General features: G+C 62.3%; 26 protein-coding genes and 2 pseudogenes. 15 read left to right on the top strand and 13 right to left on the bottom strand.

The window, feature by feature from the left end:
- Positions 1-89 precede the first annotated feature (89 nt).
- From PFY01_RS01400 to PFY01_RS15590, 6 genes and pseudogenes are all read left to right on the top strand, one after another.
- Positions 90-533, top strand: a complete 444-nt coding sequence (locus tag PFY01_RS01400; protein WP_420197035.1) for an RNA polymerase sigma factor — start codon at positions 90-92, stop codon at positions 531-533.
- Complete coding sequence (locus PFY01_RS01395; protein ID WP_271042128.1) at positions 530-1,546, top strand: FecR family protein; 1,017 nt, start codon at positions 530-532, stop codon at positions 1,544-1,546. The genes PFY01_RS01400 and PFY01_RS01395 overlap by 4 nt, the downstream gene beginning before the upstream one ends.
- Positions 1,547-1,695: 149 nt before the next feature.
- Positions 1,696-4,800 (top strand): TonB-dependent receptor, encoded by a 3,105-nt coding sequence (locus PFY01_RS01390; RefSeq protein WP_271042127.1) that lies wholly within the window; start codon positions 1,696-1,698, stop codon positions 4,798-4,800.
- A 71-nt stretch (positions 4,801-4,871) separates the two neighbouring features.
- Positions 4,872-7,643 carry a M16 family metallopeptidase gene (locus tag PFY01_RS01385; protein ID WP_271042126.1) on the top strand — a complete coding sequence of 924 codons (2,772 nt, stop codon included), beginning with the start codon at positions 4,872-4,874 and terminating at the stop codon, positions 7,641-7,643.
- Positions 7,644-7,910: 267 nt separating this feature from the next.
- Positions 7,911-8,174 (top strand): annotated as a pseudogene (locus PFY01_RS01380) (IS6 family transposase); the annotation flags it as partial.
- Positions 8,175-8,308: 134 nt separating this feature from the next.
- Entirely contained in the window at positions 8,309-9,040 is a 732-nt protein-coding gene (locus tag PFY01_RS15590; RefSeq protein ID WP_420197034.1) for a recombinase family protein, read from the top strand.
- Between the two features lie 37 nt (positions 9,041-9,077).
- On the opposite strand, the gene PFY01_RS01375 is transcribed toward PFY01_RS15590, so the two are convergent.
- Positions 9,078-9,647: a TetR/AcrR family transcriptional regulator gene (locus PFY01_RS01375; protein WP_271042125.1), complete on the bottom strand. Its 570-nt coding sequence runs from the start codon at positions 9,645-9,647 to the stop codon at positions 9,078-9,080.
- A gap of 130 nt (positions 9,648-9,777) precedes the next feature.
- On the bottom strand, positions 9,778-10,824 hold the full coding sequence (locus PFY01_RS01370; RefSeq protein ID WP_271042124.1) for an NAD(P)H-dependent flavin oxidoreductase: 1,047 nt from the start codon (positions 10,822-10,824) through the stop codon (positions 9,778-9,780).
- Positions 10,825-11,223: 399 nt separating this feature from the next.
- Here PFY01_RS01370 and PFY01_RS01365 point away from each other — a divergent pair, with 399 nt between their 5' ends.
- Both PFY01_RS01365 and PFY01_RS01360 read left to right on the top strand, forming a co-directional pair.
- Positions 11,224-12,339, top strand: a complete 1,116-nt coding sequence (locus PFY01_RS01365; protein WP_420197033.1) for a PAS domain-containing protein — start codon at positions 11,224-11,226, stop codon at positions 12,337-12,339.
- On the top strand, positions 12,314-13,201 hold the full coding sequence (locus PFY01_RS01360; protein ID WP_271042122.1) for an ATP-binding protein: 888 nt from the start codon (positions 12,314-12,316) through the stop codon (positions 13,199-13,201). Before PFY01_RS01365 ends, PFY01_RS01360 begins: the two co-directional genes overlap by 26 nt.
- 85 nt (positions 13,202-13,286) lie before the next feature.
- Here the strand turns inward: PFY01_RS01360 and PFY01_RS01355 are convergent, their stop codons facing one another.
- Both PFY01_RS01355 and PFY01_RS01350 read right to left on the bottom strand, forming a co-directional pair.
- Positions 13,287-14,528, bottom strand: coding sequence for a Y-family DNA polymerase (locus PFY01_RS01355; RefSeq protein WP_271042121.1), 1,242 nt, complete (start codon positions 14,526-14,528; stop codon positions 13,287-13,289).
- Positions 14,528-14,902 carry a LexA family protein gene (locus PFY01_RS01350; RefSeq protein ID WP_055806729.1) on the bottom strand — a complete coding sequence of 125 codons (375 nt, stop codon included), beginning with the start codon at positions 14,900-14,902 and terminating at the stop codon, positions 14,528-14,530. The genes PFY01_RS01355 and PFY01_RS01350 overlap by 1 nt, the downstream gene beginning before the upstream one ends.
- Positions 14,903-15,029: 127 nt before the next feature.
- Here PFY01_RS01350 and PFY01_RS01345 point away from each other — a divergent pair, with 127 nt between their 5' ends.
- From PFY01_RS01345 to PFY01_RS01335, 3 genes are all read left to right on the top strand, one after another.
- Positions 15,030-15,353 carry a helix-turn-helix domain-containing protein gene (locus tag PFY01_RS01345; RefSeq protein WP_271042120.1) on the top strand — a complete coding sequence of 108 codons (324 nt, stop codon included), beginning with the start codon at positions 15,030-15,032 and terminating at the stop codon, positions 15,351-15,353.
- Positions 15,354-15,363: 10 nt separating this feature from the next.
- Complete coding sequence (locus tag PFY01_RS01340; protein ID WP_271042119.1) at positions 15,364-15,936, top strand: SOS response-associated peptidase family protein; 573 nt, start codon at positions 15,364-15,366, stop codon at positions 15,934-15,936.
- A gap of 237 nt (positions 15,937-16,173) precedes the next feature.
- Positions 16,174-16,638, top strand: a complete 465-nt coding sequence (locus PFY01_RS01335; RefSeq protein ID WP_271042118.1) for a hypothetical protein — start codon at positions 16,174-16,176, stop codon at positions 16,636-16,638.
- Between the two features lie 619 nt (positions 16,639-17,257).
- Here PFY01_RS01335 and PFY01_RS01330 read toward each other — a convergent pair.
- From PFY01_RS01330 to PFY01_RS01320, 3 genes are all read right to left on the bottom strand, one after another.
- On the bottom strand, positions 17,258-17,794 hold the full coding sequence (locus PFY01_RS01330) for a hypothetical protein (protein ID WP_271042117.1): 537 nt from the start codon (positions 17,792-17,794) through the stop codon (positions 17,258-17,260).
- A gap of 274 nt (positions 17,795-18,068) precedes the next feature.
- Complete coding sequence (locus tag PFY01_RS01325; protein WP_271042116.1) at positions 18,069-18,569, bottom strand: hypothetical protein; 501 nt, start codon at positions 18,567-18,569, stop codon at positions 18,069-18,071.
- Positions 18,570-19,210: 641 nt separating this feature from the next.
- On the bottom strand, positions 19,211-20,101 hold the full coding sequence (locus PFY01_RS01320) for a hypothetical protein (protein WP_271042115.1): 891 nt from the start codon (positions 20,099-20,101) through the stop codon (positions 19,211-19,213).
- Between the two features lie 169 nt (positions 20,102-20,270).
- Between PFY01_RS01320 and PFY01_RS01315 the strand changes: the two genes are divergently transcribed.
- Both PFY01_RS01315 and PFY01_RS15585 read left to right on the top strand, forming a co-directional pair.
- A complete protein-coding gene (locus PFY01_RS01315) occupies positions 20,271-20,456 on the top strand; it encodes a helix-turn-helix domain-containing protein (protein WP_420197032.1) in 186 nt (61 codons plus the stop codon).
- Positions 20,457-20,480: 24 nt separating this feature from the next.
- Complete coding sequence (locus tag PFY01_RS15585; RefSeq protein ID WP_420197031.1) at positions 20,481-20,759, top strand: helix-turn-helix domain-containing protein; 279 nt, start codon at positions 20,481-20,483, stop codon at positions 20,757-20,759.
- On the opposite strand, the pseudogene PFY01_RS01310 reads toward PFY01_RS15585, so the two are convergent.
- The 5 genes and pseudogenes from PFY01_RS01310 to trxA form a co-directional block, all read right to left on the bottom strand.
- Positions 20,758-21,402, bottom strand: a pseudogene (locus PFY01_RS01310) (magnesium chelatase domain-containing protein); the annotation flags it as partial. The gene PFY01_RS15585 and the pseudogene PFY01_RS01310 overlap by 2 nt on opposite strands.
- A gap of 60 nt (positions 21,403-21,462) precedes the next feature.
- Positions 21,463-22,416, bottom strand: coding sequence for a glutathione synthase (gene gshB / locus PFY01_RS01305; protein WP_137720393.1), 954 nt, complete (start codon positions 22,414-22,416; stop codon positions 21,463-21,465).
- 203 nt (positions 22,417-22,619) lie between these two features.
- Positions 22,620-22,814, bottom strand: coding sequence for a Trm112 family protein (locus PFY01_RS01300; protein ID WP_039246583.1), 195 nt, complete (start codon positions 22,812-22,814; stop codon positions 22,620-22,622).
- Between the two features lie 25 nt (positions 22,815-22,839).
- Complete coding sequence (locus PFY01_RS01295) at positions 22,840-23,496, bottom strand: LON peptidase substrate-binding domain-containing protein (RefSeq protein WP_026108391.1); 657 nt, start codon at positions 23,494-23,496, stop codon at positions 22,840-22,842.
- Between the two features lie 55 nt (positions 23,497-23,551).
- Positions 23,552-24,469 (bottom strand): thioredoxin, encoded by a 918-nt coding sequence (trxA, locus tag PFY01_RS01290; protein WP_271042114.1) that lies wholly within the window; start codon positions 24,467-24,469, stop codon positions 23,552-23,554.
- 318 nt (positions 24,470-24,787) lie between these two features.
- On the opposite strand from trxA, the gene PFY01_RS01285 reads away from it, so the two are divergent.
- Positions 24,788-25,306, top strand: coding sequence for a hypothetical protein (locus tag PFY01_RS01285; protein WP_271042113.1), 519 nt, complete (start codon positions 24,788-24,790; stop codon positions 25,304-25,306).
- Between the two features lie 129 nt (positions 25,307-25,435).
- Here PFY01_RS01285 and PFY01_RS01280 read toward each other — a convergent pair whose 3' ends face one another.
- The gene (locus PFY01_RS01280) at positions 25,436-25,948 is read right to left on the bottom strand and encodes a prolyl-tRNA synthetase associated domain-containing protein (protein WP_271042112.1); all 513 of its coding nucleotides are present in this window, start codon (positions 25,946-25,948) and stop codon (positions 25,436-25,438) included.
- A 37-nt stretch (positions 25,949-25,985) separates the two neighbouring features.
- Between PFY01_RS01280 and PFY01_RS01275 the strand changes: the two genes are divergently transcribed.
- A complete protein-coding gene (locus PFY01_RS01275) occupies positions 25,986-26,753 on the top strand; it encodes a DUF6065 family protein (protein ID WP_156146787.1) in 768 nt (255 codons plus the stop codon).
- The last annotated feature ends 36 nt before the right edge of the window (positions 26,754-26,789 follow it).

The raw sequence follows: 26,789 nt of genomic DNA, 5'->3' as shown, positions 1-26,789 counted from the left end.
CTTGGGATCGGCAGAAAAAGGCGGCGGCATTGGCGGCACATCAGCGAGATGAGGAAAGGCGGCTGAACGGCCGATGGCGACCCGCGCTGATGGCCTTCTTTATGCGCCGCGTACGCGACCATGCCGAGGCCGAGGACCTTACACAGGAAGTCTTCGTGCGAATGTTGAAAGCGGATGTCGATGGCGCTGCAGACCACTATGTCTTCCAGATCGCCCAGAATCTTCTCGTTGATCGGGCCCGCCGGGCGAATGTCCGACGTCAGTACCGCGAGGCTCTGGATCCGACGCACGCCCTGGCGGTCGATCCTCTGGATCCCGAGCGGTCGACCTTGGGGCGGGCGGAGCTCGCGCGTTTCGCCGCCGCCCTCGAGGCTTTACCGGAGCGGACCCGGGTCATGTTTACTCTCTACCGTATCGACCAGATGAGCCAAGATGTGATTGGCGAAGCCTTCGGCATATCTAAAAGCGCGGTGAAAAAGCAGATTGCCGGCGCCATGGTCTCCATCATGGCGCGCATGCGAGAGGGCGCATGATGAGCAGGAGCGAGCGAGATCTCCAGGCAGTGGAATGGTGCCTCACTCTGGCCGAGGGCGAACTCGACGGCATGGCGCACCAAGACTTCGAAGCGTGGATAGCTGATGGGGACAATGCGGCTGCGCTCGACGATGCGTTGCGCGTCTGGCGGGTCGCCGATCAGGCGGCCGATCTGCCGGAGGTCTTGCGCCTGCGCCAGCGTGGCCTGAAGGCCTTTCAGCAGGCTCAGGGTCAGCGCTGGAGGCATCACGTGCCGCCATTGCGATGGGTCGCCGTCGCCGCAGCGGTCGGCGGTCTGATCGTTCTTTCGGCGATGTTTTATACGCCCACGCAGGTCTACCGGACCGGCGTGGGTGAGCGCCAGGTGGCCATGTTGGCCGATGGGTCGCGCCTGTCGCTGGACGCCGACACTGAGGTAAGGGTCCGGCTTGGCGGAAGCCGGCGCGACCTGACCCTTGCGCGAGGTCGCGCGAAATTCGACGTGGCGCGCGACCCGTTGCGCCCCTTTGCAGTCACGGCCGGGGCGAAAGTCGTCGTCGCGACGGGGACCTCTTTCAGCGTCGAGCTTATCCGACGCGAGGCGAGAGTGCTGCTGTACGAAGGCCATGTGGCCCTGATGGACAGGACCCAAGCCGAAGCTACGTCCGGTGAAACCAAGTCCGGGCGCGACTCGACGGCGACCTACACAGCCTTGCAGCCGGGGCGGGAGTATGTGGCGCGTCTGGATCTGCCACCCTCCGCGCCGCAGGTCACCGTGGTCGATCCTGTCCGAAGTCTCAGTTGGGAGGCGGGCCAGTTGAACTTCGAGGACGAACCCCTGTCGTCGGCGCTTGAACGTGTAAACCGATATTCGCGCCGCAAGGTCCGCCTCTCCGACCCGCGGCTCGGCCGACTTCCGGTGAACGGCGTGTTCGAGGCGGGCGACGTTGACGCTTTCGTCGAGGCGATGACGGCATTCAATGGCTTGCACGCCATCGAAAGCGATGACGGCGTGACGCTTCGTCCGTTCTGAGAAAATAAATTCGTTGGTGCGCTGTCCCCTCCGGAGTCTGGTCCGTCTCACCTTACAGCGGGCGCGAGGGTACGCGACACGGGGGTGTGACTATGAGACGTTCGATCGGTTCCAGAATGTTGTTTCAGGCGGGGGTCGCGGGGGCGACCTTGGCCCTTCTCGCTCAAGGCGCGCCCGTCTTAGCCCAGGCTCAGACCTTTGTATTGGATATGCCGGCCCAGGACCTCGCCGACGCTTTGCGCGCAGTGGCGCGGGCAACGCGTCACGAAATCGCCTTCGAGAGTGGCGCCGTCCGGGGCAAACTGGCGCCCGCGCTGACGGGAACCTACACGCCGCAGGCCGCCGTCGCGGCCCTGCTGGCCGGGAGCGGCCTGGTCGTCGAGGTCGGGCGATCGGGTCTGCTGATCGTTAGGCCCGACAATCGGAGGGTCCCAGGTGTCGCCGCCAGCGCCCTGTCGAATGAGGTCACCGAAATCTCCGAAATCCTGGTGTTGGGTTCGCGCAGCCTGAACGTAGACGTCCGGCGCTCCGAGGACGGCGACCAGCCCTATGTCGTGTTCAATCGCGACGAGATTTCCACCTCCCAGGCCACGACGGTGGAAGAATTCTTGCGCACGCGCCTGCCTCAGAACGCAGGGTTCGGCGGTTCCCGAGCGCAAAGCACTGGCAACGGCCGGCCATATTCCAGTTTCAACCTGCGCGGCCTGGGAGCGAACCAGACCCTCATTCTGGTCAATGGGCGCCGCCTCGCCAGTCTCGCTAACCAAAACTTCGCCCCCGCACAGGCTGATATCAACGGCATTCCGCTTGGCTCGATTGAGCGGATCGAAATTCTACCCGCCTCGGCCGGCGGCGTCTACGGCGGCAACGCTGTGGGCGGGGTGATCAACATTATCCTGCGCCACGATTACCAGGGGGTGGAGGTTGCAACCACCTACAACGACACCTTCGATTTCGCCGCGCCGAACGGCCGGTTCGATGTCAACGGGGGCTTTTCCTTGGAAGGGGGGCGAACCACGGTGACGTTCGGAGGCTCGATCAGCCGCTCCGGCACGCTGAGGGTCAGGGATCGCGCGCACCTGATCCAGGACGGCATGGATCTGGGTTTCCGCAATCTATCGCCCTATGACCGATCGGGTTTTCCGCCACTCGGAAACGGGGTCAATATCCGCAGCGCCGACGGATCGAGCCTCGTACTGGATCCGCGTTACGGCGGCGCCGATCTGGGTTCTGCAGTCACCCACCTTCCGCTGGGCTACGGCGGGGTCGACGCCGACGGTGGGGCGCAGCTTCGCGCCAATGCGGGAGCCTTCGATCTCGATATTCCCGACACGCTCGCGGGCCTCGAACGCGGTCTTCTGACCTCCCCAGAAATGCAGTCCTTCAACGTCAATGTCCGACGCGAGTTCACGAGCTGGCTTGACGGCTTCGTCGATTACTCGCGTTTTGAAAACGCCGGAACGAGCTACAGCGCCAACCAGCTCCCCAGCATCCTGTCCCTGGCCGCCGATGCCCCGACCAATCCGTTCCAGCAGGCCATCCGCCTGTCCTTCCCGACGCCGGGCCTGTCCTTCCCCTATGAGTCCGACTCCAAGACCGAGACGCTGGCGGTCGGGACGATCATCCGCCTGCCACGCCGGTGGGCTCTGAACCTGGAGGTCAATCAGACCCGAACCTCGAACCGAGCCGTCTTCTATCAGTCGGCTATAGATGCCTACGGGGACTATTGTGGCCTTGGGGCGGCGGACGACCCGTTCTCGTGCGCAGGCCGACCCGTGTTGGACCCTCTGAGTTCGCCGATCGACTTCGGAGACTATCTCTTCACTGAGCCGACCTATCGCGCCGGTCCCTACGACTCGACCTTCACCAATCCGTCCTTGAGGGCCTCGGGACCGGTGTTTCGACTGCCAGGCGGCTCCGCCACCCTGACCCTGGCGGTGCAGCAGGAAGCCACCAAGATCGAACGTGCGGGCAACACCTTCACCGACACCGTCAGCCGCAGCCCTCTCTATGTCGTCTTCCCAGGCCGGGATCAGCGGACCACCTCGGAATACGCCGAACTCGCCCTGCCGCTGGCCAGTCCGCAGAACAACGTCCCCTTCCTGCGGGAGCTCGAGCTTCGCGCGGCCGTGCGTCACGACGCTTATGTCACCAAGTCCCCGCCGTCGGGCTTCGACTCCTTCATCTTCGCGGATCCAGACAGCGACCTGCCCGCCTTCGAGCGCGTCGAAAGCCGATTCGAAAGCACGAACTACACCGTGGCGGGGCGCTATTCTCCCTTTGAGGCTCTGGTGCTGCGCGCCAGCTACGCTACAGGCTTTCTCCCGCCCAGCGTCGTCCAGCTCGGTTCTCAGAGCGATCCTGCGCCGTTTGGATTGGGCGTGCCGGATCCCCTGCGTGGCGATGAGATCGTCGACTACGCTCTGACGACAACCAGGGGGTTAGGGAACGGAACGCTTCGCCCCGAGGAGTCTGAAACGATGTCGTTCGGGGCGATCGTGACTCCGATGAGCGGTGTGCGGCTCTCGGCCGACTACACACGGATCAAGAAGACCGGAGAGATTGGCGGCATACCGCTGGACTATCTGCTCGCCAATCCCGACGTCTTTCCGGGCCGCGTAGTCCGGGCGGCGCCAGCGTCCGGCGATCCTGTGGGCTATGCGGGCCGAATCCTGTTCGTGGACGCCTCTCCCATCAACATGCTGCAGTCCGAGTTCAAGGCGGTCGATGTCCAGATCGACTACGATAGAGACTTCGGAGCCTGGGGCTCTGCCCGCTTCTACGCCCTGGCGACCTGGCAACCGACGACCGTCCGCCAACTCGTCCCAGGCGCCGCGGCGCTTGATTATACCGGTAACTGGGACGGCCCGCTCGAATGGCAGGGGAACGGCGGGGTGGATTGGGAGAAGGGCGCATGGCGCATCCGCTGGAACACCCAGTTCTACGATAGCTACAATATCTTCACGACCCAGGACGCGACGACCCCTGGCGGCGCGGCCTCCATAGAGGACGCCATCGCTCTCCAGGGTGCGCGCAGGATTCCCAGCCAGACCTACAGCGACTTGCATGTCTCCTATGCTTTCGGCGACCGTCCAGGGCCGCTGGGCGGGACGCGCCTCTCGGCCGGGGTGCTCAACGTTTTCAACAAGACCCCGCCGGTGGTGGCGATCACCTCCTATACCCAGGCGGGATACAGCACCTACGGCGACCCCCGTCTGCGGCGCTTCAGCGTCAGCCTGACCAAAGCGTTCTGAACATCGCTTTCCTCTCTGCTCAGGCGTGTTTCCGCAGGATCGCGCCCGCTCTTCCTTCGACTGGATATCCCATGTTTAACTCAACGGCGCTGCCGCTCGTCCTCGCCTGCCTGACGCTTCTCCCCGTCTCGGGTGCCGCAACGTCGGCCTGGGCGTCCCCATCGCGGCAAGCCTCCGAGACGACGAGCCTGCCGGTGGTCGAGATCACCCATGAGACGATCGTGCTGCCGAACGGTCTGACACTGATCGTACACGAGGATCATACGACGCCGGTTGTCTCCATCGGCATCTGGTATCACGTCGGCAGCGCCAACGAGACTCAGGGTCGGACGGGCTTCGCGCACCTGTTCGAACATCTGATGTTCAACGGTTCCGAGAATGCTGACACCGACTGGTTCGCCGCAATGAACGAGGTCGGGGCGACTGGCATGAACGGCACGACGGGCAACGACCGCACCAACTACTTCCAGACGGTGCCGACCGGGGCCGTGGACCGGGTTCTTTGGCTTGAGTCTGATCGTATGGGCCATCTGCTGGGGGCCGTGGATGAAGCCAAGCTGGAGGAACAGAGACGGGTCGTCCAGAACGAGAAACGGCAGCGCGCCAACACGCCCCTCGGCGAGGCTCCGGAAATCATCTCGGCGGCCACCTATCCCGTCGGCCATCCCTATTCCTGGACGCCTATCGGATCGATGGCTGACTTGGACGCGGCCAGTCTCGAAGACGTTCGGACCTTCTTCAAGCGGTGGTATGGCCCGTCAAACGCGGTCCTCGTCCTGTCCGGAGACATCACCGTCCAGCAGGCCCGAGAGAAGGTCGAGCGCTACTTCGGTGACATCCCGGGCGGGCCGCCCCTGGCGCGCAGTCGCGAGCAGGTCGCCAAGATGACAGGTGAAACCCGGGGCGAGCTTCAGGCGTCTGTGGCCAACGCCATGGTCCTGAAGATCTGGAACGCGCCCGGCTGGGCACGCGTCGACGCCCAACTGCTCGAGCTTGCCGCAAGCGTTCTTTCGGACGGGCCGAACAGTCGTCTTCAAAAGCGTCTCGTACGCGAACTGGAACTGGCCTCCGAAGTGGATGTCTCCATGCAGAAACTGGAACTCGGATCCCAGTTCGTGGTCCAGGCGACCGTGCGGCCGGGCGTCGATGTGGCAACCCTTGAGGCGGCGCTCGACGCCGAGATGGCTGACTTCCTGGCGCATGGACCGTCAGTCGAGGAATTGGATCGCATCAAGTTCGACTACTATGCGGCTTCTGTTCGCAGCGCGGCCTCGACGATGTCGCTGGCGGAGACCCTGGCGGAGGGCCAACTGTATGCCGGTTCTTCGGACTACTACCGCGAGCAACTTCAGACGATCTATGCCGCCGCGCCACAGGATATCCGCGACGCTGCTCGGCGGTGGCTATCGGACGGGGTCTACATCCTGGACGTTACGCCGATGCCGAGCTTCATCACCGCGAGCGTGACCGCTGACCGGTCGAGCCCGCCCCCGGTGGCCTCCCCGGTCGCCTTCGCCCTGCCGCCGCTGCAACATGCGACCTTGTCGAATGGCCTGAGGGTTGCCCTCGCAGAACGCCATGATCTTCCCACCGTCAATCTGTCGATGATCTTCGACGTCGGGGCGCTGCCGGATCGCAATCCGGCCTCAATAGGGCTCTCGACGGCATTCGGGCTGACGACGGCTGGGACCACAAGCCTGAACGAGCTGCAGATCGCAGCACGCCGCCAGGCTCTCGGCGCGATGATGAACTGGCAGACGTCCGACGAATACACGCGCTTCGGCCTCAACGCGCTCAAGCTGAAGTTGGCCGACTCCCTCGACCTGTACGTCGATATCCTCAAGCATCCGACGTTTCCCGAGGCGGAGTGGGATCGCTTGCGCGCTATCTACAGCGCCAACTACGAGGACAACAAACGCTCGCCGCAGGGCAAGGTTGGACTGGTGTCTCCCGCGCTCAACTACGGGCCGGATCATCCCTACGCAGCTCAGATGACTCCGGAGATCGCTGCGCGCCTGACGACCGACGATTTCCGCCGACACTATAACCATTGGATTCGACCGGATCTCGCCACTCTTTTCATAGTCGGCGACACAACGCTGGAAGAGATCATGCCGATGCTGGAAGCGCGTCTTGCGGACTGGCGCGCGCCTGCCGGTCCGGCGCCGGTCAAGCCGTCCTTGCCTCCTGCGGCTTCCGTGAACCGGACCCGGGTGGTCCTGGTCGATCAGCCCGGCGCCGAGTCCAGCCTGATTTTGGCGGGCCAGGCCGGACCGCGCCGCGGCGATCCGAGCTATGAAGCGATGGACCTCGTCAACACGGTCCTGGGAGGCTCCTTCACATCGCGGCTCAACATGAACCTGCGGGAGGACAAGGGCTGGTCGTATGGCGCGTCATCCGAGGTGGATGCGGGCGCACGACTTGGTCGCGTGACAGCGGGCGCGGCGGTGCAGACCGACAAGACGGCCGAAGCCATGAGCGAGATTGATCGGGAACTACGCGAGTTGGGCACGACTCGTCTTCCGAGCCCCGAGGAGGTTCAAGCGGCTCGAAACGACATGCTCTTGGGCATGCCTGCGCAACTTCAAGGCGTAGGCGGCGTCCTGACAATGTATAGATCGGCGTATGAGTATGATCTTCCCGAGGGGTATTGGGATTCGTATGTCGCGCGCGTTCAGGCGCTGTCCCAGTCGCAGGTGGAGCAGGCGGCCGCGACGCTCTATGATTCTTCCAAACTCACCTGGATCGTCGTGGGCGACCTCAGCAAGATCGAAGCCGGGGTAAGGGGCTTGGGCCTTGGCGATGTGGAAGTCGTGGATCTGGAGGGGCGCCGTCTGAGGTAGATCTTCGCTAGGCTGAGGACCCATTGATGTGATCCTCCCTCGTTTGAGTGGACACCCATGCTAGCTTTTCGGAGCTGGAGAGGAGTGTCTGATGAGTGTTCAACGCCGGGTGTTTCCGGATTCGTCCAAGCGGGAGGCCGTTGATCGGGTCGCCAACAGTGGGCTGAGCGCCGGGGCTGTGGCCAGAGAGTTGGGTCGGTGATGTCAGTCTAACGCTAACTTGTCTCCACTGAGGATGCCCGTAAAGGGCTGACTGGGGACGATTTTATGAAGCCGCTGTCGTTCAAGCGCCACCGCTTCCCGGCGGAGGTGATCCGTCATGCGGTCTGGCTTTATTTCCGCTTCAGCCTGAGCATACGCGACGTCGAGGAACTGCTGGCCCAACGCGGCATCGACGTCACTTACGAAACCATCCGCTGTTGGACGAAGAAGTTTGGACCGCTGACTGCCAGGCGGCTGAAGAAGCGCCGACCGGCGCCATCGCCACGCTGGCATCTCGACGAGATGGTCTGCTGGATCGGCAGGCGGCGACATGATCCGCAGTTGACGCATGCCGCAATTTTCGAATTTTGTCGCCGCTCGTTGTCCAAACTCTACTTCTGGCTGATCCCTGACCATTCCGGCAAACGTTCGATTGCCGCGAGAGACATGGTTTGGAGGCTTCGATGAAGGCGATCGCTTATTATCGCGTCAGCACCGCATCACAGGGGCGAAGTGGGCTGGGCCTGGAAGCGCAGAGACATGCCGTTAAGCAGCTAGCAGGACGTCGTGGGATGTCCCTTCTGGCAGAGTTTACAGAGGTGGAAACAGGCCGTCGCGATGACCGACCTGTGCTTAGAAAGGCCCTCGCTCGAGCCAAGCTGACCGACGCGACTCTGGTGATCGCGAAGCTTGATCGGCTTTCTCGAAACGCAGCCTTCCTATTGACCTTGAGGGACAGTGGAGCGCGGTTCCTGGCAGCGGATGTTCCCGATGCTAACGACCTAACCATCGGCGTCCTTGCCGTGATTGCACAGGCCGAGCGGGAGATGATCTCCCGAAGAACGACAGAGGCGCTAGCGGCCATCAAACAGAAGATTGCGCGGGGCGAACCACATCGCTCCAGCCGAAGCGGCCGGGCGGTAAACACCCTCGGAAATCCAAGAGCTGAAGATGCGCTCGGAAAGTTCGCTGGCGACCTGACACTAGCTCGGCGGGCGCGGGCCCGCCAGACAGCCGCCCGACAGCGAGAGCTTTCCCCAATCATTGCGTCCATCGTGGCGGCCGGTCACAGTAAGCCTTCCGCTGTGGCCGAAGAGCTGAACAGACAGGGCATCGCAACCCCTCGCGGTGCTCGATGGCACGCCTCAACGGCAGCTCGCTACATGGCTGCGGCGGCTGCCCGGAAGCGGCGGTGATGAATGACCGAGATGGGTGGAAAGCGGACTGGCGTTCTCAAGTCGCTGGCCTGAGGAAGGCAGCAACCGCTGAACGGAGTTGCTCGCGCATTACGACGGCGCGTTCGTGACTGAGGTCAAACTTACTGTTCAGATCGCGGGTGATGGCCATACCGGCGAGAAAGCCCATAAGCAGGCGCGCACGGACATCTGCGTCCTCGCCCCCGACCCATGCTTCAAGGTCGCGAAAGCCTTGGTGACCCAACGCTTCATCGATGAGGCGTTTGGCCTTATCTGATCCAGCGGAGCGCATCAGAACGAGCAAGTCGCGCAGCACCCTTCCGCCATTTGGAACCGCCAGAACATCATCCGTCACGCGCTCAGCGAAGCTCTCACGATCTCCCCACCGACGCTGCCAGTTCACGCTTCCAGATTTGATCACTTCGACGAAAAGCTCGTCCTTTCCACCGAAGTATCGGCTGATCAGCGAATAATCGACGCCCGCGCGTGCTCCAATCGAGCGGACTCCGACTGCCTCGAAACCCTCCTCAGCGAAGAGGTCCAGCGCAGCCCGAAGGATCGCCTGTCGGGTAGCTTCGGCATCCCGCGTTGGAGTGGTGGTGGTCATAAGCCATCTATAGCGGAACTGATCTAACTATGTCCGCAACAGGTCGGACCACGACATCGACACCCGCGCGAAAGACGGACATCGGCCCCATGCCCTCTCGCCGAACTGACGCTGGGGGTGGAAAGTGGTCCTAAGCGGCGAGTTCAGCTTCCAGCGTCTGAACGAGTTCGGCAGCGCCCATGCATCGAGCCAGGGGCGCGCCTTGACCAGCCCACTGTGCACCAAATCCGCCCTCGTCGGCTGCTTTGGCGGCTGCGTTCACGGCTTTTCCAGCGTCATAGGCGACGGGGTAGTCCGGCGCGTCTTCAGTGACGCTCTCTGCCCAAATGGTGAAGCGGTTGCGTAGGCAACGGGCAGGCCGACCCGAGATCACATTCGTCATGACCGTGTGGTGCGCTGCGTCGCTCTGAAGTGCTCTCCGATACGCATCATCGGCTGCACTTTCCGGACAGGTGATGAACGCGGTTCCCAGCTGGGCCGCTATCGCTCCAAGTGAGAGGACCGATCTGATGCCCTGTCCATCCATAATCCCGCCTGCGGCGATAATAGGCAAACCGGCTTGCGCGACAAGCAGCCGTGTCAGCGCGAGAGTTCCTAGGCGGGCGTCATCACCAGCGGGGTTGAACACGCCCCTGTGGCCACCGGCTTCAAAGCCTTGCGCCACAACAGCGTCCATCCCGGCGTCCTTGGCGCCGATAGCCTCATCAAGGCTCGTCGCGGTGGCGATCAAGACGCATCCTGCCTGCCGCAGCGACCTCACCTTCGCCTGATCCGGCAAGCCGAAGTGGAAGCTGACGACCGGAGGCGCTCGCTCGACCAGAATGCGCAGCATGTCATCATCGTCGGCGAAGCTCTGATAGATCGTCGCGAGGGAAGACGGCGGCGTGGCGGCAAACTCGTCAAAAAGAGGACCTAATGCCGTTAGCCAGGACGCCTCGCGGTCAGCATCACGACGCGGAGCGTTGTGAACGAAGACGTTGACGTTGAAGGCCGCGTCGGTGCGCCCGCGGACATCATCGATCATCCGGGCGGCCCCGGAGGCATTAGTCGAGCCGACACCGATAGAGCCCAGCGCGCCGGCGTTGGAAACCGCAGCAGCTAGCTCAGGTGTGGAAACCCCAGCCATTGGAGCCTGTATAATTGGAAGCCGGAGCGCGAGCCGATCGAGCAAGGTCATGCTCTTGAGTTGGGATCCAGCCTAGATGTCCGCAATGGGTCGATTTCGGCCTTAAGGTGCAGTACCGAAAGCGGTCGTCTGCGGCCGGTCGGAATGCGGTCGCCGTCGTCGTCCGCTCAAGATGGAAATCAGTAATGTGACTCCCGGTCGGCTGACAGCGCGACCCTGGTTTCATCGAAATTTTCAACAAATCTACTGGCTATGGGGAGAGTGAAGAGAAAACTCACTGCGATGTTTCGCGCCTCGGCGATAACGTGATAGCGTAAGCGCTTGATTTAACGGAGTGCCGACGCTGTGAGCCAAGGCCCCGAGACCGCCCCTGACGCTTTGCCATGGTCCCGCCTTATCGCGGCAAGCGAACGCCTGGCTGGCTGCAAATCATTGGACCAAGTCGTTGGCGTGCTGCGCGAGACGGCGCGCGAAATCGTGGGGTCGGACGGCATCACCGTGGTCGTGCGCGAGGCGGACCAATGCTTTTACGCGGCCGAGGACTCGGATGGGCCGCTGTTCAAGGGCATGCGATTTCCGTTGGACGCCTGCGTGTCGGGGTGGGCGATCACGCACCGCGAGACTGTGGCGATCACCGACATCCGCTTGGACGACCGTGTGCCGCAAGAGGCCTATTCGCAGACCTTCGTGCGCAGCATGGTCATGGTCCCGGTCGGTTCGCCCGAGCCGATTGCGGCGATCGGAGCCTACTGGACCGATGTGCGTGAAGCGGACCGAAGCGCGATTGAAAGGCTGGAAGCGCTGGGTCGCTCGGCGGCCATCGCTATCGAAAACGCCCGTCTGCTATCATCGGTGCAGGAAAGCGACCGCCTCCGCTCGATGGCCGTCACGGCCGGCCGGATGGGCGTCTGGTCGCTGGATCTGCGTACAGAGGTATTGACCACGTCCGCCACCTGCCGGATCAACTTCGGCCGGGAGCCGGATGCGGATTTCCCGTACCAGGCCCTGCGCGCGGCGGTGCATCCTGACGATCAAGAGATGGTCGGTGAGGCTATTGCACGAAGCATCGGCCAGCGCGTCGACTACGATGTCGAATACAGATTGATCACGCCGGCCGGCGCCGAGCGCTGGATCCTCATCCGCGCTCAACCGACCTATGACGTGGACGGAACTCCGCTGACCTTGGCGGGCGTTTCCATTGACGTCACCGAACGCAAGACCATGGAAGCGGCCTTGCGTGACATGACAGAGACGCTGGAGCGCAGGGTCGCCGAGCGCACGGCCGAGCTGGAACACACGCAGGAAGCGTTGCGTCAATCCCAGAAGCTGGAGGCGATGGGCCAACTGACAGGCGGGGTGGCGCATGATTTCAACAATCTGCTGACGCCAATCCTCGGCAGTCTGGACCTGTTGCACCGCCGAAAGGTCGGCGGGGAGCGAGAGCAGCGGCTGATCGAGGGTGCGTTGCAGTCCGCCGACCGCGCAAAGACGCTTGTGCAACGGTTACTCGCCTTTGCGCGACGGCATAAGTGCGACCGCCGTGGACATCACCGCCTTGTTGATTGATCTCAGTCCGCTGATCGGATCGACCCTGGGGCCGCAGGTCGAGTTCAAACTGGACATCGCCGAGGATTTGGGAAGTGCGGTTGCTGACCAGAACCAGGTCGAGATGGCCATTCTGAACCTTGCTGTGAACGCCCAGGACGCCATGCCCAAGGGCGGAAAGCTCGTTTTGGCTGCGGCGAACGTGAGCGTGGGCGCAGACGACGCAGCGCCGGTATCGCCTGGCAAATACGTCCTTATCTCAGTTGCCGACAACGGCGTCGGCATGAGCGAAGAAACGCGGCGCAGGGCAATCGAGCCCTTTTACTCGACCAAGGGTGTCGGTCAGGGAACGGGCCTGGGGCTGTCGATGGTCCACGGCCTGGCCATGCAGTTGAGCGGTGGCCTGGCTGTATTCAGTTCGCCGGGACGGGGGACGACGATCGAACTGTGGCTGCCGTGGGCTGAAGCGATCGGCGAGGCCCCCGCCGCGCCGAAGCATCACGAGATCCAGTCGGGCAGAGTGCTGCTCGTGGACGACGAAGACGTTGTGCGGGCCAGCACCGCCGACATGCTCATCGACCTCGGATTCGATGTTTTGGAGGCGCGCTCTGGCGAAGAAGCGCTGGACGTCATCGCGTCAAAGGGACCAATCGATCTTCTGATCACCGACCATATGATGCCGGGCATCACCGGTGCAGACTTGGCGCGGATAGTTCAACATCGGCACCCAAACATGGGAATCTTGATCGCGTCCGGCTACGCTGACGTGGTCGGGCTGCCGCCAGACTTGCCACGACTCGAGAAGCCGTTCCGACAATCAGACCTGATCGCCAAGCTGGCGGCTCAGTCAATGGGGCGCTTGCAGACTGCAACCGCCTCCTGAACTAAAGAGACCTAGCAATATATCGTGCTTAGGTCCGCTATGGGTCGATTTCGGTCTTAGGCCTCAGTGCCTAAATCAGACGTTGCTAGGCCGACGCCTCCATCAGATCGCTGAATCGGGTCGTGTAGCGCGGCGATCGATTGTTCGCTCTGGTGGACCAAGTGGTCGCCTTGCTGATGCCGCCTGGACGAAGCGTGCCGCGCCCAAATCGCGCGTTCACGGAATCCAGAGCCAACATAAGCTTTTCTGATCTCACCGGGTCTGCTGTAGGCAGCAGATTGAGCGACGCCACAGCCTCCGCCCGAAGGTCCAGCAGGATCACGCCGCACTTAGCGTAACGAAGGCCTGGCTTCCACATCGAGTGACCAGCTCCGACGGCCTGGCGAATGATCGAAAAGCTGTCGTTCGTGGGCTCAATCTCGAACGAACGCTGGCCGTTGTACCAAGGCTCGCTGGAGTGCGGATTGGTGTGAAAGAACACCTGCATCCCCGTGGCGGCCAAACCATTTGTCCGGCACTTTTCGGCGGCCCTGGATGCGTGAGCCGCAAGGGCTTCCCGCATGTCCTCCCAGGCCTCGACGGGGCGTCCGAACATGCGCGTGACCGACACCGTCTGCTTCTTCGCCGGAGCCAGCGTCAGGGGCATGCAGGACACCCCATTCAGCTCGGCATGGGTTCGCTGTCCCGTCACGGTCATGAGCTTTCTGATCGACGCCGAAGGCAGATTGGCGAACTGATCCACCGTGAAGATACCGAGCCCATTCAGCTTCGCCTGAGACGCACCACCGACACCCCAGATTTCTGAGATCGGCATTTCTGCGAACGCTTGGCGACGGACATCCAGATCACTGAAATCAGACACGCCGATCTCTGTGCCCTTGGCGTGCTTGTTCGCCAGCTTGGCGAGCGTCTTGGTCGGGCCGATGCCGATGCAGGTAGGAATCTTGGCGACCTGCCGAACACGGTCGCGGACACGCCGGCAATAGTCCACCCGAGCGAACTGCGTCAGATCCACGAACATCTCATCGATGGAGTAGGGCTCCACGCGCTGGAAGTGCTCGGACAGCACCTCGAACACCCTCCTGCTCATGCCGCCGTAGAGCGCATAGTTGGACGATTTGGCGATGACGGTGCGGAACTCGGGCGTGCGTTTCGACAGGTGCCAGACCTCGCCCATCTTGATCCCGAGTGCCTTGGCCTCTGCTGATCGGGCTATAGCGCAGCCGTCGTTGTTCGACAGCACGATCACCGGCTTGCCTCTCAGCGTCGGATCGAACGCCCGCTCGCACGAGACATAGAAGTTGTTGCCGTCGATCAGGCCAAACATCAGACGTCGGTCCGAACCAGAGCGGCGATCATCGCCCACACCTCGGTGTCATCACTGATCGGCTGCGGCGCGTAGTTGGAGGGCTCCAGCCACCACTCCCCGTCCTTTTCCGTCAGGATCGCCAGGACGACATCACCATGAACGAAGGCGACACAGACCTTTCCTGATCGGGGCTCTCCGTCCGTGTTGACCACGAGGATGTCGCCGGAGTGGATGCCTCGCTTACGCAGGCCGTCACCCTTGACACGGACGGCATAACGCTGTGGCCGACGAAGCTCCAATAGCTCGGCCAGATCAGGAACAGCTTCGACGTGATCCTGGGCCGGACTTTGAAAGCCGGTGGTTTCGTCCCCTCTGTATGCCTTCGCGCCCACGACGAGAACATATGAAGAACATTTGAGGGCGTGGGAAGACAGATCGCCGTCGCCTGTGGACCGAACCTATGGCCGCGCTGGAAAACACCGCTTGCGAACCGATGGAATTATGCGGCTAGTCGAGACTATGAGCGAACACGAAAAGCAGCTGGACGTCGCGATCGGCAAGGCGTTGACCGACCGTCGCGAAGCGGTCGGGCTGACACAGCGTCGGTTGGGTGAGGCGATCGGCGTCACCTTCCAGCAGGTGCAGAAATACGAGACGGGTAAGAACCGGATCGCCGCGTCGAAGTTGGTGCTCGCCGCCAAAGCGCTGAAGTGTGATGTGGCCGAACTCGTCGGCGAAAATCGCGGCGACCACCCAGGAAGCGCCCGCTTGATCAGGGCATGGTCCAGCCTGAATGACAAACAGCGCGAGGCCGTCACGTCCATGATCGAGGCCTTCGAATAGGAGCCCCGCGTTGTGCAACAACTACGCCTCGCACGTCCCTGCGTCGCAGATCGCTGACGCGTTCAGTGAGACGGGTTTCCCGCTTCGTTTCGACGGTGGCGTGATTCCGAACCTGGAACCGAACGACGACATCAAGATCGGTGACGCAGCCTCGATCGTGACGTGGGATGAAGGCCCGCTGCTGACCTCGATGCGGTGGTCATGGCGATCTCCGCAAGGTCGCCCGGTGTTCAACTTCCGAAGCGACGGACGAGATTTTAGCAACACCAACCGATGTTTGATTCCTGCGTCGGCCTTCTACGAATTCACTGACGCCGAGCTGGGGCAGAAGAGAAAGACCAAGTGGGCTTTCACTATGGCGGACATGTCGTGGTTCTGGATCGCCGGCATCATCAAGGATGGAGCGTGGGCGATGCTGACGACGAAGCCGGGGTCGGACATCAGCCCCTATCATGATCGTCAAATCATCCTGTTGCGGCCAGATGTCGGGATGGACTGGCTCAACTTAACGAAGCCACAGGCCGACCTGTTCAGCCCCACACCAACGGGTGTGCTGAATGTTCGAAAGGTTTTCCCCTGCTGATGGGGCTTCCCTCCGCCAGCAGCAAGGTAGCTGTCGATTCAGCCACCGTGCGACCGCTTAGCCTTTGGCCGGAGGACTAGACGCCACAGAACTGGGACCCCGGTCACGATGCCATTGCAAGGATTGCCTTGGCGGAATGCGGACTTTGAGCGATCTAGTTGAGGGGAAAACAGTCAGCTGCGTTGTCCTGGAAGGCATTTGACCGGAGGGGCCCTTCATCAACCGAAGGAGGCCTAGATGAGTGTTCTGGACAAACTTGAACTGACCGCCGGCAGCGAACGTCGGGCTGCGTATGACCCGGTGCAAGTGCGCCGACGCAAACTGGCGGCGGGGCTGCTCGATCAAATCAAGCTGATCGACGCCATCCACCAAGGCGAAACCCACACAAAAACCAAGCTTCGCAAAAAGCGGGATCAACAGAGCCACGAAGTCGTCACCACGCAGGAGGATCACTCCGTATCCCCGTGGTGGGTTATCGATGAAGCGGGTAAGGTCCTCTTCGCGATCCGATACGGGGCAATGCGCCTCAAGGTGAAGGACGGCATGGACACGTTCGTGCTAGGTGAACTGCGTGATCTTCGTCAGCTCCTCCCGCCGTTGAGGCAGGAGGTGCTGACGGGATCGCTGGACGCTGCCTTGGCCGAGGCAGCGACCCAGCTTCAGGGGCGCTTCACGTCTAAACGCGTGAAGAAAAAAACCTGAAGCTTGACCTTAACTGCTCGTAGGGGCGCCGGGGCCTTCTAGCCTCGGCGCTTCTTTTCCTACAGCGGCGCAGGGCACCACCCCCATTGTGGCAAGCGGAAATTTGCGGACCGTGACTTGGTGCGGCCAGCTCCACTCGTCGTTCCGCGTTGTGGACGTGTCGATAGTTAGAACGCCGGTCATTTGGTAACTGAAGCTATCACCCTGCCACCAGGATTCTTCTAAGCGTCGCAAGCCATCCGTAATCGGGACGCTTGCCTCGAGGGGCGGGGGAACGGGGGTGCATGACGCCCCTAGTTCTTCCGCGATTTCGGCGAGAGCCGACCGTACGCTCTGCTCAGTCGGCAGGCCGAAAGACAGCTCGACGCTAGACACTCGGTGATCGTCTGCGAAGGTCACAGCCAGCGATGCGCCTGGCGCAAATGGCGCTCCGAGGGTGGCTCCAAGAGTCGCCACCTCTCCCATGGCGGAGACAGGATGCTGGGCAGCCTTCCAGTTCGACCAAGGCAAGCTAGCTTCCAGCTTTGATGGACTATCGGTCGTGTCAACAAATAGCAGCCAGTTGAGGTCGCTTCTTACAGGCGTATTGCCGCTAGAGATAATTTCTGTATTCATCGGGTTAGGCCTTCGTCGTGATGTGGATGTTTGCGGCGTCCTGCGCGATTACCGTTCTGATGGCGCTTAGGATTTCGTCCATCGTGGGGTCGCTGATTTCAGACGGGGTGGGGCCAGCCGACTCCCATCCCGCCCATTCGTCAGGGCTGTGCGGGAACGACGCCATCTGCGGCACCGGCCCGAAGTCAGAACGCCAAGGTGATGCTGAGATCGACAGCGTCGCCGTGGCGGGGAAGTCGGCACCAGAAACACGCCATATGGCGATCGTCAGAACACTGACGTCGTCGACCACCCAAGCGCACCAGTAAGACAGGCTACCGTCGTGCACGGTGGTGCGCATGACGGGCTTGGTCGCCAGGTCGCCTATTTCGATGAAAGCCGATCGCATCAGCATGACTTCCATCCGGCTGATCCAGTTGGCAGCCGCTCGAGTGTCAGAGAAAGACCGGCGCAGTTCAGAGAACTGAACTTCACTAGCGCCATCAAACTCGACGATAAGGACTTCGGGCCGCTGATTGCGAGGTTTCGGCATCACAGACATGAGGCTGTGGTGATCCGTTAACGTTGCCCCTTGAGCGTCTTGATGAACGACATCTGTGGGGGTTGGTATGGTGGCCAAAAGTTCCGCTCGGTGGCGTCCAGGCCACGCAGACAAGAGATGATCTATGGGGTGCATTGCTGCTCCTTGGTTTGAGAAATGGCCGAGTTCGGCCGTGCTCGACCGGAGGATCCGATCGAACTCTGTGAAGCCCGAAGGCTTGATGGTGCTGGCTCCGCTAGCGGATCAGGCGGATCGGTCTGAGAGGCTGACTGCCTCAGTAGGTGAAGAACTCTTCCAAGCTCGTCGTGTCGTCGGCAGCGGCAACGCCTGGGAACGTTCGAGCCAGTTCCATGCGAGCATCGAACGAGTGGTGCTTAGGCTCTAGCGCGATGGTCAACATGAGAACCTCACTCATCGGCATCTCCCACGTCCTCTGCTCGGCTATTGGTGTGAGCCTCTCATCCAACAGGTCGTCCGACTTGAAGACTCTCGGGTGCCCATACCGGGGCTGCATGAATGAGCAGATCGACGACTTGCCAGTCAGGTACTCCTTGGCCCCTAACGTCACGCTGAGCGTGGACTGTTCAATCCGACCGGTTTCGCGGAACCTGAGTTGGAGGATGAACTCGAATCTGTTCTCAAAGATGTGGCGAGAGAACAGCAGTGGTTTGTCTTCTGCAAATTGCCTGTCGTTGCGAATGGCTTCAACGGTGGTGTGGGGCGGATACCGCAATAGCGCACACATCATCGCATCGCCGAGCCCGCGCATATTCATGGCGCCATCCGGGATGGGCTTGTCGTTGCTGTGAGAGAAGCGGGTTGGAGCGGTTAAGCCCTCTCCCGGTAGCTGTGGGGGGCGTGGGAGGCCGATCTTGAAATCGGCTGATGCCGCTACATCGGATTGTGCGTGAGCTCTGATTATAGCGTTCATCGGTCATCTCAAGACATGGGGAATCGTCCTCGGCCTTTGGCGAGTAAAACTATCCACGGGTTATGAATAAGGGGCGAGCGTAAAGTATCGACTACGAATATAGCCGAGGGGTATAAGTGTAACGGGTTTTTAGGGGTCGAGCTTGTCGCCCGATTGACGTGTTTATATTTGAAAATGGCCGATTTGTCAAGCTGTGAGGTTGACGTGTTCTTGGGGATGTGCCTTCGGCCAACCCCTCATGTTCGTTTTGTAAGAGAGCCGCAAACGCCCGTGGCGTAAGGGTTCGGTGCAGCAAAAAGGCCGTGGTTTTGCGGCAACAGTCCGCCTTGACCCCTCATGTACGAAGTCTAAGAGAATTATTTTTGGTCGCAGGACGATTTTCTTCCGCTCTGAACTCGAATGAGACGCTGGCGGTCAGACGCTCCGCATCATCCTTTAAAGGCGGTTCAAAACGCCGGAGAATCGATTTTCGCCATAAGGATGACTCAGGAGAAGTTGGCGGCGCTGGTCGAGGACCGTTCGACCTGAACTCGCATGAAGCCACAGTCCGAGACGTTCACACGGACATCCGCCAACCCAACACCCCGCATGTTGGTGCAGTAGCCATCGAAACCCAATGTCCTCAGTCGCTGCTGTTCGGGCTTGAGGCTATCGATGCCGTGATTATCGACAACAGCCTGAGCGAAATCCTGCAGGGATATCTGGTCAATCTCGAATCCCCGAGGCGTGAGATAGAAGGCTTCCACATTGCTGTCGGCGTCGAAAAGCACCCTTCCGGCTAACTTGCAGGCGTTCATTTGCATGGCTGCCAGAGAGTTCTTCTCGTCTGGTGTCATTGCGTCTCGCCGGTCGAGTTCTTCGATGCACTCTGGGGTGGCCGGGTAGAGGGTCATTCCGCTTTCATGGGAAGGAAGCCCAAAGTGCATCTCCATCAGCGGGCTTCCACCGTTCTCAATGGCGATCATGCCTCTGTTTTCAGTGTTGAATAGGACCTCATCCCTGCTTTGGCCGATGTGGAGACCACGCACCTCCAAGTAGGATGCGGCGGGATAGTCCTCGGGGGGCGGAGCAACGCTTGGGACATCGGGCGCCGCCACGTTCATATCGACCGTCGGGACGGCAGGCTCGGCCTCAATATTGTCCCACGCCATTAACGCCCAGGGCGTTCCCGCCAAAACCAACAGTGTGACGCCCGTGCCGACGGCGATCCAAATGTTGCGTCGTTTGTTCGAGTGTCTTCCGGCGTTGGCTGCTCGATTGAGCTCGGCAATGTCCTCGTGGGTGTAGCCGTCTGGCCGCTCGTCACTGCGGTGGTGGATCGTGGCGAACAGTGCCGGGTGCTCAGGTTCCTGGTCGTCGCTCTTCTTGATCGTCATTCGTCCCCTCCTGGCTGTGAGCAGGCTTCGTCCCCTGTCCATAAGGGTCAGACAACGGCGAGCATCACGGAATACATATTATAGTTGATAAACTTGGCCGTGCCGGCGGGTCAACGGTGGCCGCATGGATATGCGGCGGCTGCTCGGCCGAAATGCCAAGAGGGCTCGTTTGCTGGCCGGACTGACGCAGGAGCAGTTGGCGGTTAAGTCAGGCTTCGCTCAGCAGTACATAAGCGACATGGAGCGGGGGCTACGAAACCCGACCATCGTCAGCTTGTACGAAATCGCTCAGGCGCTCGGCACCACGCCTGTTGCCCTCATCGCTCCGGACGAGGAAGCGGCCCGAGAAGGCTGATCGGCAGCCTTAACGAGGCTGCTTATGACAAACGAACCCAGTGCCGCAGATTTGTTTAAAGCCGCGGTCGGTGATCGAGTGAGGGAGTGGAGGGAAGCGCTCGGTCAATCTCGGATCGAGTTAGCAGACTCAGCCAATATATCGGTGGGGCACCTTGGCAAGATTGAGCGAGGCCGGGTCGCCGCGAATATCGCAATCGTACACGCCATCGCGTCAGCTCTTAGGGCGTCGCCTTGCGAGCTTCTGGATGTCGAAGGAGAGGAGCTCGGCCTGGCAGCTCGTAATGTAGAAAAAATAACCTAAGCAGGTTGTGGCCGCCGGCCGCCGCGATCTCCAGCCCGCGCTTGGCGCTTTCCTGACCCTTGACCTCGCGCAGGTCGGGCACGGCCTTGCCGTCCGCCAGTGGTCCGGGCTCGGGCGCGCGCAGAACCTGGGTTCCCTTGAAATGGTTGACCAGGCTGATCAGCGAGCGCGGCGCGAGGATGCGGGCGCCGCCGGCCCAGGCCGCCTCCGGTCCCGTCGCTTCGGGGCAGATCAGGCCCAGGCCCATGGCGTCGGCGGCGACGGCGGCGGGCAGGGCGCCCCCGACCCGCGCGATCTGGCCGTCCAGCCCCAGCTCGCCGATGGCGGCCCAGCCGTCGAGCGCATCGGGCGCGATCACCCCCATGGCCGCCATCAGAGCCAGGGCGATGGGCAGGTCGAAATGGCTGCCCTCCTTGGGCAGGTCGGCCGGCGCCAGATTGGCGATGATCCGCTTGGCGGGCAGGGCCAGACCGATGCCGGCGAAGGCCCCGCGCACCCGCTCCTTGCTTTCGGCCACCGCCTTGTCCGGCAGGCCCACGATGTTGAAGATGGTCGGCCCGTCGTTGCCGATCAACTGGACCTCGACGTCCACGCGCCGGGCTTCCACCCCGTCAAAGGCGACCGTGACAACCCGCGCGACCATGTCGTTCTCCCACCTGAGCGAGAGAACGAACCATGAACTGAAATCTAATTCAAGTGGCGATCACGCAACCTGTGCGGCGCGTTTGGCCTCGATGGCGTCCCACATCAGGGCCGTGGCGTCGATGCCGGTGAAGGCCTTCAGTTGCTGGGCGCCGGTGGGGGAGGTGACGTTGATCTCGGTCAGATAGTCGCCGATCACGTCTATGCCGACGAAGATCAGGCCGCGTTCCCTCAGCGTCGGGCCGATGGCGGCGCAGATTTCCAGGTCGCGCGGCGTCAGTTCGACCGGCATGGCCGTGCCGCCGACATGCAGGTTCGAGCGCACCGCCCCCGCCGCCGGCACGCGGTTGATGGCGCCGACCGGCTCGCCGTCGATCAGCAGGATGCGCTTGTCGCCCTTGGACACGGCGGGAATGAACTTCTGGATCACCAGCGGATCGCGGCTGCCTGCGGCATGGATTTCGATCAGGGCGTCCAGATTGGGGTCGTCGGCGCGCAGCTTGATGACGCCCGAGCCGCCATTGCCGTGCAGGGGCTTCAGGACCACCTCGCCGTGCTTCTTGTGGAAGGCGTCCAGAGCGACGGGGTCGGCCGAGATCAGGGTCGGCGGTTGCAGGCCGGGGAAGGCGGTGACCATCAGCTTTTCGGGGGCCGAACGCACCTGGGCCGGGTCGTTGACCACCAGGGTCCGGGGGTGCACCGTCTCCAGCAGATAGGTGGCCGTCACATAGGCCATGTCGAACGGCGGATCCTGGCGCATCAGGATCACGTCCACGTCCTCGGCCAGATCCAGCTTTTCCCAGTCGCCGAAGTCGACGTGGTTGCCGACCTCGCGCCGCACGGTGATCGGGCGGGCGCGGCAGTAGAGGCGGCCCTCTTCCAGCGCCAGGGTGCGGAAGTCATACACCCACTGTTTGTGACCGCGCGCCTGCGCCGTCTCGGCCATCAGGAAGGTGGTGTCCCCGGCGATGTCGACGGCCTCGATCGGGTCCATCTGGATGGCGACTTTAAGCATCGAGGCTTTCCTTGCTTTGGCAGGCACGAATGGAATGGGAGCGAGGAAGCGGCACCGCAACCCCATCCGCTCATCCCCTCGAAAGCGGGGACCCAGTTCTTTCACCCGTCAGCGCATTGGATCGATCAAGGGCATCCATCGGATACGGCTTATCGCCAAAAGCGCTGGGTCCCCGCTTTCGAGGGGATGAGCGGAGCATGGAATCAGTCCAGCTGACGCGCTTCTTCGGCCAGCATGATCGGGACGCCTTCGCGGATCGGATAGGCCAGTTTGGCGCCCGACGAGATCAGTTCGTTGGCGTCGCGGTCGTAGGTCAGCTTGCCGCGCGTGACCGGGCAGACCAGCACCTCCAGCAGACGGGGATCGACGGAGACCGGGGTGTTGAAAGCATCACTCATGGCGGGTTCCTGAAAGCGTGGCCGCTTATTGCATGGACGGCGCGGCGTCGTCACCGCCGTCGGCGGCGTCGATGCGCATCAGGGCGGTCAGGGCCTCGGCGCGGGGCATCAGGCCCATCGCCTCCAGCAGCGCCTGTTTCTCGGCCGGCTCGAAGGGCAGGGCCATCGACAGGCTGTTGACCAGGGCCTCCATCGGCGCGGTCTCGGCCGTCTCCCAATCGATGTCCAGAAGCCGGTGGGCCATATAGGCGCGCAGGGCGTCCAGAAACGCGTCGCGGTCGAAGTCCGGCTCCTCGGGCGGGGAGACCAGATCGTCCTCATAGGCCTCGAACGCCGCGCGGACCTGGCGATAGGGGGTCTTGGACGGCATTTCGGCGGCGATGCGGAAGCGTGACACGCCGGTCAGGGTGATCAGATAGCGCCCGTCAGAGGTCTCGGCGAAACTGGTGATCCGACCCGCGCAGCCAACCGGCGACAAACCGGGCAGGGCCGGCGTGCCGCCCTTGGGCTGGACCAGGCCGATGATCCGGTCGCCGGCCATGGCGTCGTCCACCATGTTCAGATAGCGCGGCTCGAAGATGTTCAGCGGCAGCTGTCCGCGCGGCAGCAGGATGGTCCCGCCCAGCGGGAACACCGGGATCACCTGGGGCAGGTCGAGGGCGCGGACATAGCCTTGAGGCATCACTTCTCCTGGGGCCTACCGCGCTTCGCGCTGCTTGAGGCCCGCTTGTTCTGGATCACGAAAACAGAATGGACGACAGGCGGCGGCGACCATCCTTGGACACGTCAGAGGTCAGGCCCGCCGCCTCGAAGATGACCAGCAGCTGTTTGCGGGCCGCCTGATCGTTCCACTCGCGGTCGGCCTGGATGATGGCCAGCAGATTGTCGACCGCGCCCTTGAAGTCGCCGGCCGCGCTCTGGGCCTCGGCCAAGTCGAAACGCGCCTGATGATCGTTCGGATCGGCGGCGACCTTGGCCTCAAGTCCGGCCGAGGCGCCGGCCAAATCGCCGGTGGGCGCCTTGGACGCCAGGGCCAGTTGGGCGCGCACGCTCTGGACCGTCGGTTCCTTGGAATCCTGCGGCGCCATGGCGATGGTCTGGGCCGCCTGTTCGGGGTCGCCGCCCGCCAGATAGACCCGCGCCATGCCGGCGATGGCTTTCTCGTTCTCGGGCTCGATCGACAGGACGTGGGCGAAGGCCTGGGCCGCGCCGCCGAAGTCGTTCAGGCCCAGCGATTCCTCACCCAGCTCCAGCAGTTGCGCCGTCTCGGTCGAGCCGCCCTGACCGCCGGTCAGCTTGTCGATGAAGGCCTTGATCTGGCTGTCGGGAATGGCGCCCTGGAAGCCGTCGACCGGCTGGCCGTTGACGAAGGCGTAGACCGTCGGGATCGACTGCACCCGCAGCTGGCCCGCATAGGCCGGGTTGGCGTCGACATCGATCTTGACCATCTTCACCGCCCCCTTGGCGGCGCGCACGGCCTTCTCCAGCGCCGGACCCAGGGTCCGGCACGGCCCGCACCAGGTGGCCCAGAAGTCGACGATGACCGGCTGATGCTTCGACGCCTCGATCACGTCGGTCATGAAGGAGGCGTCGGTGCCTTCCTTGATCAGGTCGCCGGCGGCGTCGGGGGTCAGGGTCGGGTCGAGCAGGGTCATGGGCGAGGTCCGCGCAGAGATCGGTCAGGTTCAACGGTTCAGATGGCGTCGAGATGCGTCGGCATCAAGCCGGGAAAAGGTCGCGCCGGGATTTCAGACGGTCGTCATGGAAAAACACCGTCTAATTCGTCTAATTCGTCTGACTTCCCCCGCCGCTCGTCTGCCCGTTCACCGTGATTTACGAGATGGGGCGGAGGCGCGGATCGTCAAGCGGGGTAGGCGCTTCTACCGATGGTTGGTTAGCGGGAACTCTGTAGCTGGACGTCTAAGTCGAACCGAACGATCACTGGTCCACCGATAACGGATGGAGGGAATACAGTGAGCATGGAATGGAAGGCGTTAGAGGGGCAGAGAATTCAGGCCGTCCTGGGGGCGATAGGGGCTCTGCCTGCGGCGGCCCTGGTTTTTGGTGATGATGCAGCAGCTTCGGCACCTGGAGCGCCTCTCTACACAGCAGCTATCGTGCTCATGATCGGCGCTTATATGCACTGGCTGTATACAGACGGCGTCTATCATCTCGGATCGATCGAGTTTCGCTTTACCGAGGTCGATTTGAAAGCATTTAGAGACTGGGAGACCAAGACGCTGCATTCAGCCGGCTATCGGTTTCAGTGGTCGACATACGCGTATGCGATCGCGAGCCTTCTTTGCACGGTATGCGGGTTGATGGGGGTCTATTCATCGATCCGCTCCGGGGTCTCCGTCGAAGTCGGATTCTACGCTGTCATCGCGCTGGCGGCGTGCGTTTCGGCGGAAGTGGTGTCGTCTGGCGCAAAGAGGAACCGCCTGCTCCGAGAATGCAGGGCTTGGTCTGAGAAGGACGTGCCTCCCGCCTGATGCCCCCTTCGGCCCCTAGATGATCCAAATCTCTCTGAGCGGACGCTTGAATGTCTTTGAGCGTCATGGCCTTTCCAACCGAAGGCTACATCAAGAGATCCAAATGCGGAGGCGACACGGTGCCTTCGATCAGCACAGCGCCTCGAAATCCACAACGATCGGCTCCCGCTCCAGCAGCGCCAGCACCCGCCGGAAAGCCGACTGATCCAGGGCGGTGGTCGCCGTATTGATCAGGGGGTGGAAGTTGACGATGTCGGCGTCCCAAAGGCGCTGGTCCAGCACGAAGGTCACGCGGCGGTCGATGTCGTTGATCAGGCCCAATGCCGTGACCGAGCCCGGGCGGACGCCCAGCGTTTCCCACATCAGGGTCTCGGCGCCGAACGACAAGCGGCCCGACCCCATGACGGCGGCGGCGCGTTTCAGGTCGATCACCGTGTCCTGACGCGCCGAGATCAGCCACAGCCGGCCTTTGTGATCCTTCAGGAACAGGTTCTTGGTATGGGCGCCGGGCAGGTCGGCCTTGAGATCCAGCCCCTCTTCGACGCGAAAAACGGCCGGGTGGTCGTGGGTAAGGTGATCGACGCCGTTCTCCTTCAGCCAGACGGTCAGGGTCTCGCGGTCGAAAGCGGGTGCGTCAGTCATGGTTGAGCCGTCGGGTTTCGGGCGTTAGGACATGGTCATGGTCGATACCGTCAACACGCGCCCGCTGGAACTGGAATGCTATCCGATGACGGCCCGGCCGCCGGACCTGGTGCCCGGCCGCCAGTCGCGCAACTGGATGGACGCCTTCATCAGTCGCCACCCCTATCGCTGTCTGCCGCTGAACATGGCCAACACGACGGGATGGGAAATCCTGTGCCCGTTCGGCTTCTCGGCCGAGTGGAACGGCGGTCCGCGCCAGGAAGACATCGTCATCACGCCGGATCGGCCCCAGCACGATCTGGCCCATTTCGTCACCTCGCACTTCTCGCGCGGGGTGCTGACCATGCATCCGCAATATCTGTTCCGCACGCCGCCTGGCTGGGGGATGATGTGTTCGGGGTCGCCCAACCATGTGAAGGACGGCATCCAGCCGCTTGTCGGCCTGATCGAGACGGACTGGCTGCCCTTCCCCTTCACGATGAACTGGATATTCACCCGGCCGGGGCGGATCACGTTTGAGAAGGGCGAACCCTTCTGCTTCATCAACCTGATCGAGCACAAGAAGGTCGAGCAGTTCCAGCCGATCATCCGCACGCTGGAATCCAACCCGGTGATGAAGGGTCAGTTCGAGGCCTGGAACCGCGCCCGCACCGACTTCAACCAGCGTCTGGCCGGCGGCGATCCGGATGCGGCCAAGGAGGCGTGGCAGCGCTACTATTTCAAGGGCGAGGTGCCGGAAGATCTGGGCACGGCGCCGGCGACCCACTCTAACAAGCGCCGGCTGAAGTCGCCGCGGGTGGGATGAAAGAAAAAGCCCCTCTCCACGCCGTGGAGAGGGGCT

It is taken from the genome of Brevundimonas vesicularis (assembly GCF_027886425.1).
GTDB classification, from domain to species: Bacteria; Pseudomonadota; Alphaproteobacteria; order Caulobacterales; family Caulobacteraceae; genus Brevundimonas; species Brevundimonas vesicularis_C.
The sequence above is the reverse complement of the archived record's forward strand: the minus strand, read 5'-3'. Positions and strand labels throughout refer to the sequence as shown.

Coding starts and splice junctions, on each gene's coding strand:
- PFY01_RS01370 (WP_271042124.1), bottom strand. CDS start 10,824: ATGACCTTGCTCGATCGGCTCGCGCTCCGGCTTCCAATTATACAGGCT.
- trxA (WP_271042114.1), bottom strand. CDS start 24,469: ATGACCCTGCTCGACCCGACCCTGACCCCCGACGCCGCCGGCGACCTG.
- PFY01_RS01335 (WP_271042118.1), top strand. CDS start 16,174: ATGAGTGTTCTGGACAAACTTGAACTGACCGCCGGCAGCGAACGTCGG.
- PFY01_RS01385 (WP_271042126.1), top strand. CDS start 4,872: ATGTTTAACTCAACGGCGCTGCCGCTCGTCCTCGCCTGCCTGACGCTT.
- PFY01_RS01300 (WP_039246583.1), bottom strand. CDS start 22,814: ATGAGTGATGCTTTCAACACCCCGGTCTCCGTCGATCCCCGTCTGCTG.
- PFY01_RS01355 (WP_271042121.1), bottom strand. CDS start 14,528: ATGTTTGGCCTGATCGACGGCAACAACTTCTATGTCTCGTGCGAGCGG.
- PFY01_RS01320 (WP_271042115.1), bottom strand. CDS start 20,101: ATGACGATCAAGAAGAGCGACGACCAGGAACCTGAGCACCCGGCACTG.
- PFY01_RS01295 (WP_026108391.1), bottom strand. CDS start 23,496: ATGCCTCAAGGCTATGTCCGCGCCCTCGACCTGCCCCAGGTGATCCCG.
- PFY01_RS15590 (WP_420197034.1), top strand. CDS start 8,309: ATGAAGGCGATCGCTTATTATCGCGTCAGCACCGCATCACAGGGGCGA.
- PFY01_RS15585 (WP_420197031.1), top strand. CDS start 20,481: ATGACAAACGAACCCAGTGCCGCAGATTTGTTTAAAGCCGCGGTCGGT.
- PFY01_RS01395 (WP_271042128.1), top strand. CDS start 530: ATGATGAGCAGGAGCGAGCGAGATCTCCAGGCAGTGGAATGGTGCCTC.
- gshB (WP_137720393.1), bottom strand. CDS start 22,416: ATGCTTAAAGTCGCCATCCAGATGGACCCGATCGAGGCCGTCGACATC.
- PFY01_RS01345 (WP_271042120.1), top strand. CDS start 15,030: ATGAGCGAACACGAAAAGCAGCTGGACGTCGCGATCGGCAAGGCGTTG.
- PFY01_RS01280 (WP_271042112.1), bottom strand. CDS start 25,948: ATGACTGACGCACCCGCTTTCGACCGCGAGACCCTGACCGTCTGGCTG.
- PFY01_RS01325 (WP_271042116.1), bottom strand. CDS start 18,569: ATGAATATGCGCGGGCTCGGCGATGCGATGATGTGTGCGCTATTGCGG.
- PFY01_RS01375 (WP_271042125.1), bottom strand. CDS start 9,647: ATGACCACCACCACTCCAACGCGGGATGCCGAAGCTACCCGACAGGCG.
- PFY01_RS01275 (WP_156146787.1), top strand. CDS start 25,986: ATGGTCGATACCGTCAACACGCGCCCGCTGGAACTGGAATGCTATCCG.
- PFY01_RS01330 (WP_271042117.1), bottom strand. CDS start 17,794: ATGTCTGTGATGCCGAAACCTCGCAATCAGCGGCCCGAAGTCCTTATC.
- PFY01_RS01400 (WP_420197035.1), top strand. CDS start 90: ATGGCCTTCTTTATGCGCCGCGTACGCGACCATGCCGAGGCCGAGGAC.